The sequence below is a fragment of the Mesorhizobium sp. M0663 genome (assembly GCF_040320585.1).
Taxonomy (GTDB): Bacteria; Pseudomonadota; Alphaproteobacteria; order Rhizobiales; family Rhizobiaceae; genus Mesorhizobium.
On the sequence record NZ_JAMYPX010000063.1, the window covers coordinates 1 to 13,759 of the forward strand.

Here is a 13,759-nt window from a genome sequence, read left to right on the forward strand (position 1 = left end):
CCGACTGTGTTTCGGACCGCAACGGGGCGTCAGATGCGCCGAAGCCCCGATGGCGGTATCACCATCAAATCGGCCGTAGCTGTCTTTGGTTGATAAAGGCCGCAAAAATGGAGTGAGCCATGAAACCGATTACGGCGACGGAATCTGAGCAGCCCGAGATATATGCCACGGTAAGGCGCGAGCGGGCCGCCATTCACCGGGCCGTCAGCAAGATGGCAAAGCAAATGCGTGGCCTGTCCGACGTCAGCCAGAAACAGGCTATCGCGGAGCTGACGGCCACTTGGATATTGGCGATCTATCCTGGAGACCTCGATCTGGCGTTGTCGCTTTCTGAGGCGATGCGCCACCAGACCGACATTTATCTGAGAGAGAGCAAGAAGCCCGGCGCTCACCACTGACCGATGCGCAGCCGTCGCCCCTCGCCGGCCAAGATTGACCGCGAGTGGCCTTACCAGGTTGCGCTGCCCGATGATCTGTGCACCGGACACAGCTTCTCGCTGATCCGCGATTTTTGCGAAGAGCGCGAGCTGGTGCCAATCAAAAGGCAGGTGCAGGCGATATGGCCGGATCAGACGTATGAGAACTGGCGGCTCTACTGCTTCGGCAACCAGGCGTCCGCACAGGTGTTCCTCGACCAATTCGGAGGAATCATGTTCGATCCCAAGCGCGTTCGGGAAAACGGGAAGGCACACGGCGTCTGGCGCCGGACGGGCGAATACAAGAGAATTCTCGATCTCGGGCCGCTGAGCGTTCCCCAAGCCCTGCGCAACTAAGGCGACGAAATGTGTAACCTCTACAATATCACCACCAGCCAAGAGGCGATCCGCCAATGGACCGGAGCCTTGCGCGATCTCCTGGGCAACCTTGAGCCGTCGATCGACATCTATCCCAACCAGTTCGGCCCGGTCGTCCGCAATGCTCAGGACGGGGCGCGCGAGCTTGCCAAGCTGCGCTGGGGAATGCCGACGCCGCTGGAGCGCGTCAAAGGCAATGCCGATTCCGGCACGACAAATATCCGCAACCCTCAATATGGCCACTGGCAGCAATATGTCGGCATCGAGCACCGTTGCGTCGTCCCGGTGACGAGCTTTGCCGAGCCCAGCCCGACGCCCGGTGACAAGGACCCCGATACGGGCATTCAGCGGAACTTCTGGTTCGCCCTCAACGAGGACCGGCCGCTGTTCTTCTTCGCGGGCCTGTGGGCGCGCTGGCAAGGGGTGCGCAAGGTCAAGGAAGGCCCCGGCGATCACGAGCTCTATGCCTTCATGACCACCAAGCCGAACGCGCTAATCACGCCGATCCACGAGAAGGCGATGCCGGTGATCCTGACCACGCGAGACGAAGCAGAGACTTGGCTGACCGCGCCATGGTCGGAAGCGAAACGGCTGCAGCGGCCGGCGCCGGACGACGCTCTTGTGATCGTGGAGAAGCCGGCCACACAGATCAAAGTTCCGCTGCAGGCGCCTGCACAAGGCTCGCTGCTTTGAAAGCATGCCGATGAGCGACGAGCTGATCCGCCTTCCCGGTGCAATAGAGCCCGTCGCACGTCCGGGCGTTCAGCATCATAGGTGCGAGCATCCCGACTGCGGCAAGGATGCTGGATGGGGGTTCGCCAAGCCGCGGCAGCCATCGCACTGGTTCTGTTTCGAACACCGTGCAGATGGTGAGGCATATCTATGAGAAAGCCGGCCCTGGAGCGGCCATCTCGAAGAATTCGATTCACTCGAATGAAGGAAGACGCCCTCGCTGAGAGAGTTCATATTGTCAAGAGGCCCGGGGCGGGTAGAACTCATGGAGAGTGTAATGCGATCTCGAGTTTTGGTCCTGTTATTTGTATTTATCGGCGTATTTTCATATTCGGCCCATGCAGAGGGACCGTCTAAATATGCCACTGTACAGGTTCACGTCTTTAAGCCAAAAACAGGTCCGTTCACAAATACAATTCGTCAGCTGGGAAGTCGGGAAGGCCAGGCGGCCATTGTAGGTACGTGTGCCGCATTCGGTGGAGACTGTAGTAAGCCTGCCGCAGCGCTCGGTGTGGTGGCCAACGCATTGAGAAACAGAGGGCAGAATGAGCAAAGAAGCAAAATAAGCTCGCCTCAAGGTTTTGTCCTATGCGAAGTGAAGCTGACAGAAAGGCGGCACGATTCAGGCACGACCTTCGCGGGTACATATTTGACCGACAGATCGGGGCTCAGTTTGTACACAGATGTACCAACTCGCGTCAGCAAGGGCAGAGGCATCGACTATTTCCTACATCTTAGGTTCGTCCCAAAGAATGATGTTAACGAATATGCTTGCGCTAAGCCCGGCACCGCAGCTTTCGTGTGCCCTAAGAATTGGTGTTGCAATCCTCGTCCTATAAATAGGCCGGGAAAATGCAGGCAGTACTAGAGATGATTATTTATTTGACAAGCCCACGGGCGGGAATAGCTTTGCGATGCTGCTGTTTTTGTGGGCTTTTCTTCTATTAAGTGCTTTAAGAATGAGCTTCTCACACTGGAGAGACCTAAGATGGCACCGCGACGCATAAATGCGTTATGCACCGGTGGGGATTGAAGGTACTCGGGCTCCAGGAATCGGACGACGCAACCATTAGAGCAGTCGATTACAAAATTACTGCTGATGATAAGCTTGTCTTTTCGCTGCCGGACATCAGCGGCATAAAGGAGGAAAAATTTTCTCTTGGACCCGCCAGTACTATTGTCGGCTTGGTCGTGAAGTTCGGGCAGGGGATGCCTGAGATTCAGGCGATACACGCGAATTCTGATGCCGCTCCAATGATTGCTGCCAATGTGGTAGTCGTACGAAGGTATGTGGTCATTGGTGTTCTTGCGCGGAAAATTAGCCGGCCCACCAAGGTCACGCTACTTCCGTTCAATGATCTGCACCGGTCCTGTCCCGGTCCAACGGATGAACGGCGCATCCTTGCCGGTGATCTCCTTGACCGACTTCAACAGCGCCTGATGCACCGACTGGAGCGCTCGGTAGTGATCGCAGGTCGGCGATATGAGCGGTTGGACGATGCTCTTGTGCAGCCCTTCCGCTTCGATCAGGAAGCGCGTTGACGGGCGGCGCGCGTCCAATGCCATCTCTGGCCCATCCGGGCACCAGGCCCCAGCGCGCTGACACAAACCCCGCCATGCCGCTCTGCCACTCTTCCCGGACGATGAGGGGTCGACTGCCAACAGGCAATTGAATTCGCGTTTCAGGAACTGATGGAAAATGTCATGGCCGCGGGTTGGCGCTCTGACGAGATCGCAGAAGCGATCGAACATCTTGCAATGGCCGACAGGCGAGCAAGAGACGAGAACGCCGCCCTCGACGCCTCGCTGCTCATTGCCCGGACCTTGGCCGCCGGGCCTGCGCGATGAGCGTTTTACCCGAGGCACTGTTTCGTCTCACCGGGGTCCCTCTCCGGAGCTGGCCGTATTTCCGGTGCTGGACTTGTCAGCCATTTGCGCCTGTGCCGCCGAAGGCTTTTCCGTTGAGGCCAAGCCCGCCGCCCGGGAACACGCGACGGCTGTTGCGACGCCCCTTGGGGCACGGGGGCATCTTGTCGTGGTTTGCGCTGGCTTGACTATTGTCTAGCTATTCTCGCGCACACCACGCTGGTCGTCCAAAAGGGACGTTTGGCTGGGTCAACCGGCAGCGGGTGCTGCAAAGTACAGGCTCCACCACAGGTCGTTTGGTCGGCTCCGAGCGACTCCCCACAGAGAAAATCTCCGCTCCTGATGTAAATCTTGCATGAGACCACTTTGTACTCCGGCGGACAGGAAACAGTTACAGGTTTCTCTCCGTCGGGAGCTCGTTGCGATAGAGTCTTGACATCCAATTGTCGTGCAGACTGAGCCGTTGCATTGGCGACGTCGGCTGTTAACTGGTTGAGGCGATCTGACAGTGCAATATAGCGATCATCTGGAATCGCGAAGGGGCCAATCAATCCAAGTCCAGTATTAATAGAAGCCTGAATACCTGTTGTTGCCGTCCGCTTACACGACAGAGCAAACGATGGCTGGTTTACTTCGACGTTAACCGCGTCCTGATCCCCTTCTTTGCATGTATAGCCCGCCGCGTGATCATAATCGAGTATTTTGAGAGGAGGCAATGGATTCTGGCCGAACATCTTGTAGTCTACCCTTATCGTAAAATCTGGCGAACCCGGAGTAAGTGTAAGGTGGGACCAGATTCCGGTCGCATTTGTAGCGTTAACACAGGCTACGAAGGCTGCGAGTTGCGCGTCGGCGCTTTCGACATGGGTGGTGGACGTTAACCAAGAGCGTGTAGCCACATCCTTCACTGTGCAAAGCTTATTAAATATTTCTTGTAAAGAGTGGGTTTCGTCGTTGGCACTCAAGTTTAGGAAACCACTGATTGCTCCGTAGCTACCGCCAGAGCCTAGCGCTCGTGATCTCGCATTGTAGTCACCAACACTTGAAAAGCTTTCCTTGCACAGCTCATCCAACTGCGCGTTTTGATATTCTGATACAGTGTTACTATCATAGATGTTCAGTGCGTGGTTGGAAAGCACGGCACTGCAGTCGACTTGAGCCCGCGCGAGCCCAGTCAGAAGTGGAATGCTGACCCAGACTGCCGAGAATAGCGCAAGCGGTCGCGGTCGCGAAAATCCGATAGACATAGTTTCCTCCATTTGCTCGCTTTGTAAGCAGCAACAATCCTCCTAGCTTCATAAGCAAGTGGGGAAATATTATAAACTATTAAACCAGTAACGACAAGGAAAAACGCAACGTAATTGCGCCATTTTGGGACAGTGTTCCGGACGTATTTTGTTCGGCGGCGCTGTCGTCTGGTCTTCCTCGCGGAAATCCTGTGGCGAGGCATGCCGCAGGTCTTCCTCGCCACGCAGGTGCTTGACGCGGCCGATCAGCCCCGGCTTGACCCATTGCGTCGTCGGCGCTCTGCCCTGCGGCGCCGGCCCGGCATGTTCCTTGGACGCGCTTCCACAGCCGCTCGCGGATCGCGCGGCTTGGATTGAGAAGGCGGAGCCCACGTATTTGCGCGTGCCGATCTCACCCATCAGGGCGAAAGCCGGCTTGCCGCCTTGACGATCCCCGACCCCGCGCCAGTATCTGACGATGGATGAGAACTACACTTATGGCGAAAGAACCGGCCTGCAGCTCATTCGCATGGCGATCGAGCTAACCTGCCCGGCCGGGGTGCTGCCGAGCGAGGAGGCGGTCAACGGGATCTACGGGCCGCTGCCCATCCATGAAGCCGAGGCCCTTGCGAAGGCGATCATTGAGACTGTCGAGCGACTGACCTGCTGCCCGACTGAGGATTCCCAGTCCCCATGATCGGGACCTAAGTCTGACCTGCCCGCGCAATGGTCCTGTGCTCGGGCGGCATCGGAACAACCGGGGCGTCATCTCCGGGGGGGGAGAGAACGGCGCAAGCAAATCCTGATTGCGCCGTAGGGTCCGCCGGCCTTGCTGGTGGCGGCCCTTATTTCCCCAAAGCCTCCGGATCGTCGCCGAAGCCCAGCAGAGAAGCGTGGCGTATATATTTGTGCTCGCCACGAAGGTGCTTGATCCGCAACTTCACGCCAGGCTCAACCCACTGCGTTGCCGGTCGCTTCTTGACGCCCTCCGGCGGCGGCCCGGCATGTTCCTGGACCCGTTTCCACAGCCGTTCCTTCATGTCGCGCCCCAAGCTGATGAAGGCCGAACCGACATATTTTCCGGTACCGGGCTTCGCCAGCAAGGCGAATGCCGCCTTGCCCGGCTCGCGCTCGACGCCCATCAGTTCGTATTCCTGGACTGTGAAGCTCTTCGTCTTCAGCCAATTCGTCGTCGGGCCGCTTCGATACGGGCTGTCGGCGCGCTTTGAGACGATCCCCTCCAAGCCTGACTGATCCGCGAGATAAAAGAGCGCCTTGGGATCGCCAGGGATGGTCTCGCTGAACTGAATCCCGCTGTTCGGCTTGATGATGCCGAACAGCATCTCGCGCCGTGCCTTGCAACCGATGTCGCGCAGATCGTGGCCGTCGAGATGCATGATATCGAAGGCGCCGAGGATCATGGCGTAAGGATCGTTGTGGACAGCCTTCTGCAGCGCGTCGAAGTCGGGCAGCCCGGCCGCGTTGGTGACCACCGCCTCACCCTCGAAAATCCCGTTCTCGACGTCGAGCTCACGCGCTGCTTCGACGAGGCCAGTGAACTTGCTGGTCCAATCGGCGCCGGATTTGGTGAAGACGCGGATATCCTCGGGGCTGTTGATGACGACCTGGGCGCGGTAGCCGTCGAGCTTGATCTCATGCATCCAGTGTTCGCCCTCTGGCGGCTTTACGACCAGCTTGGGCTCCATCGGCGGAATGAACTCGAGGCGGCCGGCGCCCGTACTTACAATTTTACGCACCCAGTCAATACTAGGTACAAAGGTTATATTAGCCAGAGTGAACGTAACGTGATTCCGCGATGCCGACGAAACAAACTGACTTACCGGGCGTTCGGAGTCGTCAGAAGAGACAGCGCACCATGGGCGAGGACAACGTCGAAGTTGAGCGATTGAAGGATTTGCAGGCTCAGTGGATCGCAAAGGAGGCCGGCATAACGGAAGCTCAAGCGCGCGAGCTGGTCGACATGATTGGCATTGACCGCCCATCATTGCTTCGCGAGGCGCGAATGCTGAAGTCGCGCCAGGGGCCGGCCGAGAAGCTGTTAAAGCCACGCTAGATCGAACGGTCAGCCCGGCAGCACACCATGGAACCTTTCAAAGCCGCATGCCTTGTCCCTTTTCGATAAGAAGGAGATCAGAGATGAGCCTTGATATAGGAAAAGTCGCCATAGCCTTGCTTGGGCTGCTTGCCTACAAGAACAGGGACAAGATCGGCGAGCTAATCGCGGGAAAGAGATCGACAGATCCAAATAGCGCGGGCTCTCCCGGCGGCCTCGGCGACATCCTGGACCGCCTCAGGAATGCGGGTGCGGCCGACCAGGTTGATTCATGGGTAAGCAAAGGATCAAACCGGCCCGTTCAGCGCGAGCAAGTTGAAAAAGCAATCGACCCGCAAACGTTGAACGATCTGGCCGAGCAAACCGGATTGTCCCACGACGAGCTTCTCGATCGGCTCACAAGAGAACTCCCCGACGCAGTCGACAAACTCACTCCCGACGGACAGATGCCAGCGAGTAAAGGTCCAAATCTCCTGGACGAGGTCCCAAGGACTGGTCGCGCTTAGGTCAGCTCATCCAGGGTCGCTATCGCTCGCAATCAGGCGGTACCGGAAGTGATTGCGAATGTGGTCGTTAAAGTAGCGGCCCTTGGCGAACGCTGCTTTGAATGCCGCAAAGGTCTCCGGCGGCACTCCCTCAAACTCGTACTGCTTGCTGCTGGCGACGAACCACACCAAAAGGACCTTGCGCTCGGGATCGTATGCGGTTTTGCGAATCGAGGTAGAGGGCATAAGGGATCAACGTGCGGAAAAGCCGTCGCGTTCCTCGTCTTTGATGGTTGGCGCGCAAAGAAAGCCCGGCGGCGCGACCGTCTCTAGTTCAGCGCCGGCGGCTGCCCGGGGCGAAACCCTTCAGCGCGGCTGAAATGCCCATCATCACCGATTGGTCGGGATAGGGAAGCGTGTTCGGCTCTCCGGCCGCTCCGCTAACGCCGCAGATCGGCAGGACCTCGTAATTGCCGTCGAACGGCATCGCCTCGCCGTTGGCCATGAAGTCAAATTCAGGGAAAAGCCCTTTCAGGAAGGCCTCGACCTCGCGCAGCGCCGCCGCGGAGCGTGCTCCTGTGGGTGCCAAGATGACGAAGTCGACCGCGTCGCCGGCAGGCATGCCGGAAATGTCGATGGCGGAATGCATGAGACCCCCGATTGGATGTTCTCATTCCGTTCATGATCGCGGGTGCAAGTCAATGCAAAAAGCCCTGTCAATACCGACTTCTTGCGATGTATTTGCCCAGCGGAAATAGGCAGGTTTCGTGGCGAAGGAGTGCCCGCTATGACCGTCCTGGCCTACAACCTCGCCGCCGACGCAAAGGGAACGTGGCGAGTCGTCTTTGTGCCTGAGGATCTGCATCTCTATGTGGAATTCAGCCGGCCAAACGCTGAGTCAAATCCGGTGGACTGGCTGAGCGTGGACGATTTCCTTGCCTGGCGCCCTAAAGGGGCGCTCCACCAGGATGCGCTCGATCGCTTGGTTGCGCTCTTTTGCCAAGCGATGCGCGGCCAAAGCCCGCCGCACCTTTCGGCGCGGCGGGCTCTGTTGGCACGATCCAAGGCTTACGCGGCTGCCTCGTCCGAACAACGTTGAGGACGATTCCTTGGTGTTTGTCCCTTCGTTACAAGGTGATCGCCGACAGATTCATGCGCAAAATACATGCCTCTCAATTGAGGTCTAACGCAGCGATGATTGTTAAAGTCCGCGCTCTGATGAAAAAGAGAAGGCCATAACTCCCCTCGGCTGCTATGCGCAGATCGTGACGTAGATCCTCTTCGCCGCGCATGTGCTTCACGCGCGCCTGAGGGCGGCAGGATGATGAAGCTGTCGACCTCGTCCCCGGCAGCCGGAAATGTCGATGGCGGAATGCATGAACCCCCCGATTGAATTTCTCATTCCGTCATGATCGGGAATGTAAGTCAATCCCGCCGACAGGCGCAAAAAGCGCTGTCAATACAACTTCTTGCGATGGAGTTGCCCTGTGGGATTAGGCAGGCTTCGTGGCGAAGGAGTGCCCGCCACGACCGTCCTCGCCTACAGCCTTGCCTACGGCATTAAAGGATCATGGAGGGTCGTCTTTGTGCCTGACGAACTGCATCTGTATGTCGAATTCAGCCAGTCAGACGCCGACGCAGATCCGGTCGATTGGATGAGCGTTGATGACTTCCTCGCCCGACGGCCGACAGGTGCATTCCAAGAGCGAGCGCGCGAAAGCGCGGATTCTGCGCGCGCGCGCGCTTGTCTTAGTGTCAAATACTCGCCTTGGTGTAGTGTGGGAGCATCCTCATGACAATGACGGCTGACTCCTCTTCAGCAAAGGGCAGCACTGCGCGCATCGCATCAACATATGCAGCATCTGTCATCGACTTCGTTGAGGAGTGCGTCGCCCTTTCAAACCGCGCTTGCGAAACGGCGTCTATCTTGCGCTGAAGTTCGATCCGAGATGTGGGCTGAAGACGTTCCTTTTCCATTAGGGAAACGTCCAGCTTGAGTCGATAGCTGTCGACGGGGTCCTCAGATCTCGTACTCGTCCCGGCGTTTGCAAAGTGGAGTTTCAGTTCCGGAGTGGCAAGGTCCTGAGGGCGCGAAACCGATGCACGCGCCAAGATTGCCTTCTGCTGTGCGTTAAAGTTGTTATGCAGTGTCATGTGGGCTCCTTGATTGAAATTATGAGGTCAGAATCCCTTAAGCGGTGAATACCAAGGACCGTCTGGGAGCAATCCTGGATCTCAAGGGCACATCAACTCTTCGGCTAGAGCATGCTTTCGCATCTCAGCTTAAGAGTATTTGTCGGGAGAAGGTCGCAGCTACCCGGTAGCCTAGGCCATCTACAACCATAAGAAACTTTATACGAAATGTCAATAAATTGTTGACACCGGCTCACCAGATATAAGTAGCCGATGGCGGTGGACTCGATTGCCAGCATCCGAAAGACAGCTGGATAGCGAGCTCATCCGCATGGCCAACGGGGCGTTCAAGAAACATACATGATCATCTGAAACGAATGCTACGATCATTGGTCTGGAGCTGCTTATATTGAGTTGTGCCGGGTAAACGCCAATGGGACCCTCGAGATTCAAGAACGGGCGCTCAATATCTACAACCATCAATGTCCACCCTGGAGTTCCGAAGCTGCACGGATGGCTTAAGGAGAAATCTCAGGCCTAAGCCAGCCACGAAATCCGCGCCACTCGGGGACGAGGTTAGCCTCGGGGGCCGGAGGCAAAGCCCCAGGGCAGTAAGGCGCGGAGGTGAGTTTGCCCTTGGGGCGCGGTCGCAACTCGGCCGAGCGGCAACCCCGAAGGTGCCCACCCGTGTAGCCAACTATGGCCGGCTTCTGCACACACTCCGGCCACCCCGGCTCACGCGGCCTTCTCCACGTCCGTTATGATCATCGCAACCCGCCGGGTTGAAGCGCGCCGAGATCCACTCTCCTCATACAAGTTGGAGACGTGACCCAACTGTCCCTTCCAGCAAAGGCTCGATCATGGACTGCGCCCTGGAATTCATATTGAGGCCGACCAATCTCATTTTGGTGCCTGGGGACCCTGAAAATTCATCCCAGAATTTTCCAATATAGGTAACTCGTCTAACGCTCTCACTAAATGCGTCAGTTCCTCGCGATTGGTTTGTAGATCAGCAGAAAGTATAGATACGCAGTGTTATTCAGTGTTTCAATCCAATTATCCTTTTGCGCGATACAAAAGGATACGAACGTTAACCATTACTATTAAGGTTAAGGTTTACCTTAACATTGCGATCTGCTTGTACCATTCTGATTTATTTGTTTTGTTGATTAGCGTGAGCAGTGGAAAACTGCGGTGCCTCGAAGCCGATGCGTCGGATCGATCGGGCGGAAATGGACATAGTCAATTGGCTAGTCACACCGCCTGGGCCGCCAGGGTAGCTTCTTCTACGACTTTGTATGTTTCGTAGAAGAGGGTATTCCCAAAATCTGCTCCTAACCGCAACTGCCGGGAACCCGGTCGTTGATTCGTCAACCGATGGAATTAGGAGAAAATGAAATGAACATGATCTTTACCCCGGCACCGAAAATGAACCAGGTGCTTGCTGCCGTTATGTCCCGGTCGGACATCCCCATGTTGAAGCGCCAGGAATACGAGGCGGCGCTTCGCAACCTTGAAAAGTGGTGCGGACAGGACTTGAAGCACATCCCCGCCACAGTCGCCGATTTGCGCAACATCTACAATGGGCTGGAGCCCGCAGCGCTCGGGATTAAGCCTAAGACGTTCGCCAATGTGAAGAGCCTGTCACTCAGCGCACTGGCAAAGAGCCATGTCGCATCCGTTACCCTCGCCAATCAGGGCAAGCGGGGGCCGAAGCCGCCGGAATGGGCCGAGCTCTGGAATAAAATACGGCTTCCGATTCACCAGAACAGCCTTTCCCGGTTAGTGAACTGGTGCAGCCGCGCGGGCATCGCTCCGTCTGAGGTCAATTCGAAGGTCATCGAGCGGATCATGGCCGATATGGCGACGAACTCGCTTCGCTCGAACCAATACAAGGTGCACCGCACCATGGCGAAGATGTGGAACGAGGTCGGCGAACTCTTTCCTGACAAGCACCTCCAGAAGGTCGATGTGCCTGTGTCCCGGTCGCGCCGCATCCGCGTCCCGCCGACGGCGTTTCCGGAAAGTTTTAGGGAGGACTGGAACGCGTTTGCTGCATGGGCACACGGCGACGATGTGTTCGCAGACGATGCCCGTCCGATGCCGTTGAAGCAGATCACGCTCGACGGATATTTTCATAGGATGCATCTGGCGGCGAGCACGCTGGTGCAGACGGGCGTGGACGTCGCCTCCATTCGGAGCATCGCTCACCTGGTTACTGTCGATGCCTTCACCCGCATCCTTCGCAAAAGGCACGAAGTCACCAACGGACAGCCGTCCTACGAGAACTTCTTCTCGGCTCATCTCCTGGTTCAACTCGCACGCGATTGGGTAAAAGTTGACGACGAGACCCTCGCTGAACTCAAGCGCTTGGCCAGGAAGGTACCGGCGCCGACCTTCGGGATGACGCGCAAGAACAAGCTTCTGGTCATGCGGTTCGATGACCCGGACCTCAAGAAGCGCTTTCTGACCGCGCCGGAACGCATGTGGCTGGACGTGCGGAACAGCCAGCGGCGCAACCGTTGGCGCCTGGCGGAGGCCCAGGCTGCCCTTGGCATCGAAATGCTGATGTTTGTGCCGGTTCGCCTGAAGAACCTGACGGCCCTGGCATTCGATCAGCACCTGTTCCTTCGCGACGAGGGCACGTCGACGCTGATGTTGTCGGCCGATGAGACGAAGACGGGCGAGTCCCTTGAGTTCGACCTCCCGCCACAGCTTGCGGCACGCATGATCGAATATCGCGACGTGATTGCGCCTACGGTGCTCGGCCACAAGCCGAAGCACCTCTTCGAAAACGGCGATGGCAGCGTGAAGGGCTTCGCGACGGTGCGCTATCTCGTGGAGCGCTACTTCAAGCAGTATGTCGGCATGCATATGAATCCGCACGCTTTCCGGCATCTGGCGGCAAAAACCATCCTGGACTCCAGCCCGGGCGGCCACGTCGTTGTGCAGCACCTGCTTGGCCACAAGAAGCTGGAGACGACAGCGACGTTCTATGCCGGGCTCGACACCCGGCGCGCAGGACGTCACCACAATGCTCTGTTGGCAAAGGCTCTCGACGAGAATCGCGCCAAGCTCGATGCCACCCGGTCCCGGCGCCGCCAGTTGGAGGACGTGGAATGACACGTCACCTCAACAGCGGAATGCCGTTTGATGCCTGGCCGTCGCAGGACAGGGAGCTGTTCCAGCGTGCCTTCGAAGCCATCGATTTCTTCGACAGCGGGCCAGGGTCCTCCTTGGCCCCGGCAACCAAGTATGGCAGGAGGGCGGACTACGGCCAGTGGCTGGCCTTCCTGTCACACATCTTCCCGGATGCACTCAAACTCACGCCGGGGGATCGTGTCGAGCAGAGCCGCGTCGAGGACTATGTTGAGTATCTGCGCGAAAATTGCCGCGAGACGACCATCGTCCATTGCCTTGCACGTCTGTTCTACACGATCCGGGCGTTCTGTCCGGATCGTGACTGGCGGTGGCTCTACCGCATCTCCAGGCGCATCGCCGCAAAGGCGGTGCCGATCAAGCATCGCCAAGTGTTGAGCTCGGATCTCTATGCTCTCGGCTTGCGGTTGATGGATCGTGCCCTCATCAAAGCGAATGCACTGGGACGCCTTACGAAGAGCTGCGCCATGGCCTATCGCGACGGTCTGCTGATTGCCACGCTGGTGGAAGCGCCGATGCGCAGGGGAGCCTTCTCCCGCCTGCTGATCGGTGAGCACATGATGAAGGTGGGGCAGCGGTGGTGCCTGATGGTGCCAGCAGAAAACACCAAGACGAAGACGGCACAGGAATATGAGCTGTCGGATCGCCTGTCCCGCTACATGGGCATCTATCTTGATCAGGTCCGTTTGGCGTTCCCCGGGGCCGCGCAACACAACAACCTCTGGCCGTACGAAGGGCGGCCGATGACCGACAAGATGATCAGGAGGCGCATCATCATGTGGACGCGGCTAGGTCTCGGCTTCGAGGTCAGCCCCCATCGCTTCCGCAACGCCGCAGCAACCTTCATCTCGATCGCCGACCCCGAAAACATCCGGGTGGCGAGGGATCTGCTCGGCCATCGATCGTTTGCAATGACCGAGAAGCACTACATCGAAGGCGCGCAATCCCGCATTGCCGGACGGGAACTGGCGGCCATCCTTGCGGGGCGTGGGCAGAGTTAGTCCGCGTTCCGTGACGTATAGAACTGGCCGCTGATTAGGCCGGCACTCACAAACCGAAACTGGATCATCTTTCTTGTCGACCGGCCAGGTCCCGGCGCCGGCGGAGCTTGTCGATGAACGGAAACCCTATGGCGAGCGTTTTGTCCTGGAAACGAAATCGACCAAAACTGAAGGGCGCAATCGTTTTGTAAGCGCTATTTTCGCTGCACGTTGACGCGAGCGCTTTCGACGGATGGCCTTCGAATCGGGAACGGTATCTGGTCTGATCAGGCTGCTGTTGCTTTGGCGA

Annotated in this window: 18 protein-coding genes; 11 read left to right on the plus strand and 7 right to left on the minus strand. The window is 57.6% G+C overall.

The window, feature by feature from the left end; genetic code table 11:
- The first annotated feature begins 119 nt into the window (after positions 1 to 119).
- From NKI54_RS35415 to NKI54_RS35435, 5 genes are all read left to right on the plus strand, one after another.
- Entirely contained in the window at positions 120 to 398 is a 279-nt protein-coding gene (locus NKI54_RS35415; protein WP_352694456.1) for a hypothetical protein, read from the plus strand.
- A 3-nt stretch (positions 399 to 401) separates the two neighbouring features.
- Entirely contained in the window at positions 402 to 773 is a 372-nt protein-coding gene (locus tag NKI54_RS35420) for a hypothetical protein (protein WP_352694458.1), read from the plus strand.
- 9 nt (positions 774 to 782) lie between these two features.
- Complete coding sequence (locus NKI54_RS35425; RefSeq protein WP_352694460.1) at positions 783 to 1,487, plus strand: SOS response-associated peptidase; 705 nt, start codon at positions 783 to 785, stop codon at positions 1,485 to 1,487.
- A 1,068-nt stretch (positions 1,488 to 2,555) separates the two neighbouring features.
- Complete coding sequence (locus NKI54_RS35430; RefSeq protein WP_352694462.1) at positions 2,556 to 3,068, plus strand: hypothetical protein; 513 nt, start codon at positions 2,556 to 2,558, stop codon at positions 3,066 to 3,068.
- A 162-nt stretch (positions 3,069 to 3,230) separates the two neighbouring features.
- Entirely contained in the window at positions 3,231 to 3,374 is a 144-nt protein-coding gene (locus NKI54_RS35435) for a hypothetical protein (RefSeq protein WP_352694464.1), read from the plus strand.
- Between the two features lie 206 nt (positions 3,375 to 3,580).
- Here NKI54_RS35435 and NKI54_RS35440 read toward each other — a convergent pair whose 3' ends face one another.
- Positions 3,581 to 4,639, minus strand: coding sequence for a hypothetical protein (locus NKI54_RS35440; protein WP_352694466.1), 1,059 nt, complete (start codon positions 4,637 to 4,639; stop codon positions 3,581 to 3,583).
- Between the two features lie 69 nt (positions 4,640 to 4,708).
- Positions 4,709 to 5,038: a hypothetical protein gene (locus tag NKI54_RS35445; protein WP_352694468.1), complete on the minus strand. Its 330-nt coding sequence runs from the start codon at positions 5,036 to 5,038 to the stop codon at positions 4,709 to 4,711.
- A gap of 58 nt (positions 5,039 to 5,096) precedes the next feature.
- Between NKI54_RS35445 and NKI54_RS35450 the strand changes: the two genes are divergently transcribed.
- The gene (locus tag NKI54_RS35450; protein WP_352694470.1) at positions 5,097 to 5,315 is read left to right on the plus strand and encodes a hypothetical protein; all 219 of its coding nucleotides are present in this window, start codon (positions 5,097 to 5,099) and stop codon (positions 5,313 to 5,315) included.
- Positions 5,316 to 5,463: 148 nt separating this feature from the next.
- On the opposite strand, the gene NKI54_RS35455 is transcribed toward NKI54_RS35450, so the two are convergent.
- On the minus strand, positions 5,464 to 6,375 hold the full coding sequence (locus NKI54_RS35455; protein ID WP_352694472.1) for an ATP-dependent DNA ligase: 912 nt from the start codon (positions 6,373 to 6,375) through the stop codon (positions 5,464 to 5,466).
- A 119-nt stretch (positions 6,376 to 6,494) separates the two neighbouring features.
- Here NKI54_RS35455 and NKI54_RS35460 point away from each other — a divergent pair, with 119 nt between their 5' ends.
- Both NKI54_RS35460 and NKI54_RS35465 read left to right on the plus strand, forming a co-directional pair.
- Entirely contained in the window at positions 6,495 to 6,692 is a 198-nt protein-coding gene (locus NKI54_RS35460; protein ID WP_352694474.1) for a hypothetical protein, read from the plus strand.
- An 83-nt stretch (positions 6,693 to 6,775) separates the two neighbouring features.
- Positions 6,776 to 7,198 (plus strand): YidB family protein, encoded by a 423-nt coding sequence (locus NKI54_RS35465; protein WP_352694475.1) that lies wholly within the window; start codon positions 6,776 to 6,778, stop codon positions 7,196 to 7,198.
- 6 nt (positions 7,199 to 7,204) lie between these two features.
- On the opposite strand, the gene NKI54_RS35470 is transcribed toward NKI54_RS35465, so the two are convergent.
- Entirely contained in the window at positions 7,205 to 7,423 is a 219-nt protein-coding gene (locus NKI54_RS35470) for a KTSC domain-containing protein (RefSeq protein WP_352694478.1), read from the minus strand.
- Positions 7,424 to 7,511: 88 nt separating this feature from the next.
- Positions 7,512 to 7,826 (minus strand): hypothetical protein, encoded by a 315-nt coding sequence (locus NKI54_RS35475; RefSeq protein WP_352694479.1) that lies wholly within the window; start codon positions 7,824 to 7,826, stop codon positions 7,512 to 7,514.
- Between the two features lie 138 nt (positions 7,827 to 7,964).
- Here NKI54_RS35475 and NKI54_RS35480 point away from each other — a divergent pair, with 138 nt between their 5' ends.
- A complete protein-coding gene (locus NKI54_RS35480; protein WP_352694482.1) occupies positions 7,965 to 8,276 on the plus strand; it encodes a hypothetical protein in 312 nt (103 codons plus the stop codon).
- 656 nt (positions 8,277 to 8,932) lie between these two features.
- Here the strand turns inward: NKI54_RS35480 and NKI54_RS35485 are convergent.
- Positions 8,933 to 9,331, minus strand: coding sequence for a hypothetical protein (locus NKI54_RS35485; RefSeq protein WP_352694484.1), 399 nt, complete (start codon positions 9,329 to 9,331; stop codon positions 8,933 to 8,935).
- 1,377 nt (positions 9,332 to 10,708) lie between these two features.
- On the opposite strand from NKI54_RS35485, the gene NKI54_RS35490 reads away from it, so the two are divergent.
- On the plus strand, positions 10,709 to 12,433 hold the full coding sequence (locus NKI54_RS35490) for a site-specific integrase (protein ID WP_352694486.1): 1,725 nt from the start codon (positions 10,709 to 10,711) through the stop codon (positions 12,431 to 12,433).
- Positions 12,430 to 13,470 (plus strand): tyrosine-type recombinase/integrase, encoded by a 1,041-nt coding sequence (locus NKI54_RS35495; RefSeq protein ID WP_352694488.1) that lies wholly within the window; start codon positions 12,430 to 12,432, stop codon positions 13,468 to 13,470. Before NKI54_RS35490 ends, NKI54_RS35495 begins: the two co-directional genes overlap by 4 nt.
- Positions 13,471 to 13,534: 64 nt before the next feature.
- On the opposite strand, the gene NKI54_RS35500 is transcribed toward NKI54_RS35495, so the two are convergent.
- The coding region (locus tag NKI54_RS35500; RefSeq protein ID WP_352694489.1) for a hypothetical protein at positions 13,535 to 13,759 on the minus strand (225 nt) is incomplete at its 5' end.

Bases quoted from the DNA above. Each gene is read 5' to 3' on its own strand.
- NKI54_RS35415 (WP_352694456.1), top strand. From the start codon at position 120: ATGAAACCGATTACGGCGACGGAATCTGAGCAGCCCGAGATATATGCC.
- NKI54_RS35475 (WP_352694479.1), bottom strand. From the start codon at position 7,826: ATGCATTCCGCCATCGACATTTCCGGCATGCCTGCCGGCGACGCGGTC.
- NKI54_RS35425 (WP_352694460.1), top strand. From the start codon at position 783: ATGTGTAACCTCTACAATATCACCACCAGCCAAGAGGCGATCCGCCAA.
- NKI54_RS35450 (WP_352694470.1), top strand. From the start codon at position 5,097: ATGGATGAGAACTACACTTATGGCGAAAGAACCGGCCTGCAGCTCATT.
- NKI54_RS35465 (WP_352694475.1), top strand. From the start codon at position 6,776: ATGAGCCTTGATATAGGAAAAGTCGCCATAGCCTTGCTTGGGCTGCTT.
- NKI54_RS35490 (WP_352694486.1), top strand. From the start codon at position 10,709: ATGAACATGATCTTTACCCCGGCACCGAAAATGAACCAGGTGCTTGCT.
- NKI54_RS35495 (WP_352694488.1), top strand. From the start codon at position 12,430: ATGACACGTCACCTCAACAGCGGAATGCCGTTTGATGCCTGGCCGTCG.
- NKI54_RS35435 (WP_352694464.1), top strand. From the start codon at position 3,231: ATGGCCGCGGGTTGGCGCTCTGACGAGATCGCAGAAGCGATCGAACAT.
- NKI54_RS35460 (WP_352694474.1), top strand. From the start codon at position 6,495: ATGGGCGAGGACAACGTCGAAGTTGAGCGATTGAAGGATTTGCAGGCT.
- NKI54_RS35420 (WP_352694458.1), top strand. From the start codon at position 402: ATGCGCAGCCGTCGCCCCTCGCCGGCCAAGATTGACCGCGAGTGGCCT.
- NKI54_RS35445 (WP_352694468.1), bottom strand. From the start codon at position 5,038: ATGGGTGAGATCGGCACGCGCAAATACGTGGGCTCCGCCTTCTCAATC.
- NKI54_RS35440 (WP_352694466.1), bottom strand. From the start codon at position 4,639: ATGTCTATCGGATTTTCGCGACCGCGACCGCTTGCGCTATTCTCGGCA.
- NKI54_RS35485 (WP_352694484.1), bottom strand. From the start codon at position 9,331: ATGACACTGCATAACAACTTTAACGCACAGCAGAAGGCAATCTTGGCG.
- NKI54_RS35470 (WP_352694478.1), bottom strand. From the start codon at position 7,423: ATGCCCTCTACCTCGATTCGCAAAACCGCATACGATCCCGAGCGCAAG.
- NKI54_RS35480 (WP_352694482.1), top strand. From the start codon at position 7,965: ATGACCGTCCTGGCCTACAACCTCGCCGCCGACGCAAAGGGAACGTGG.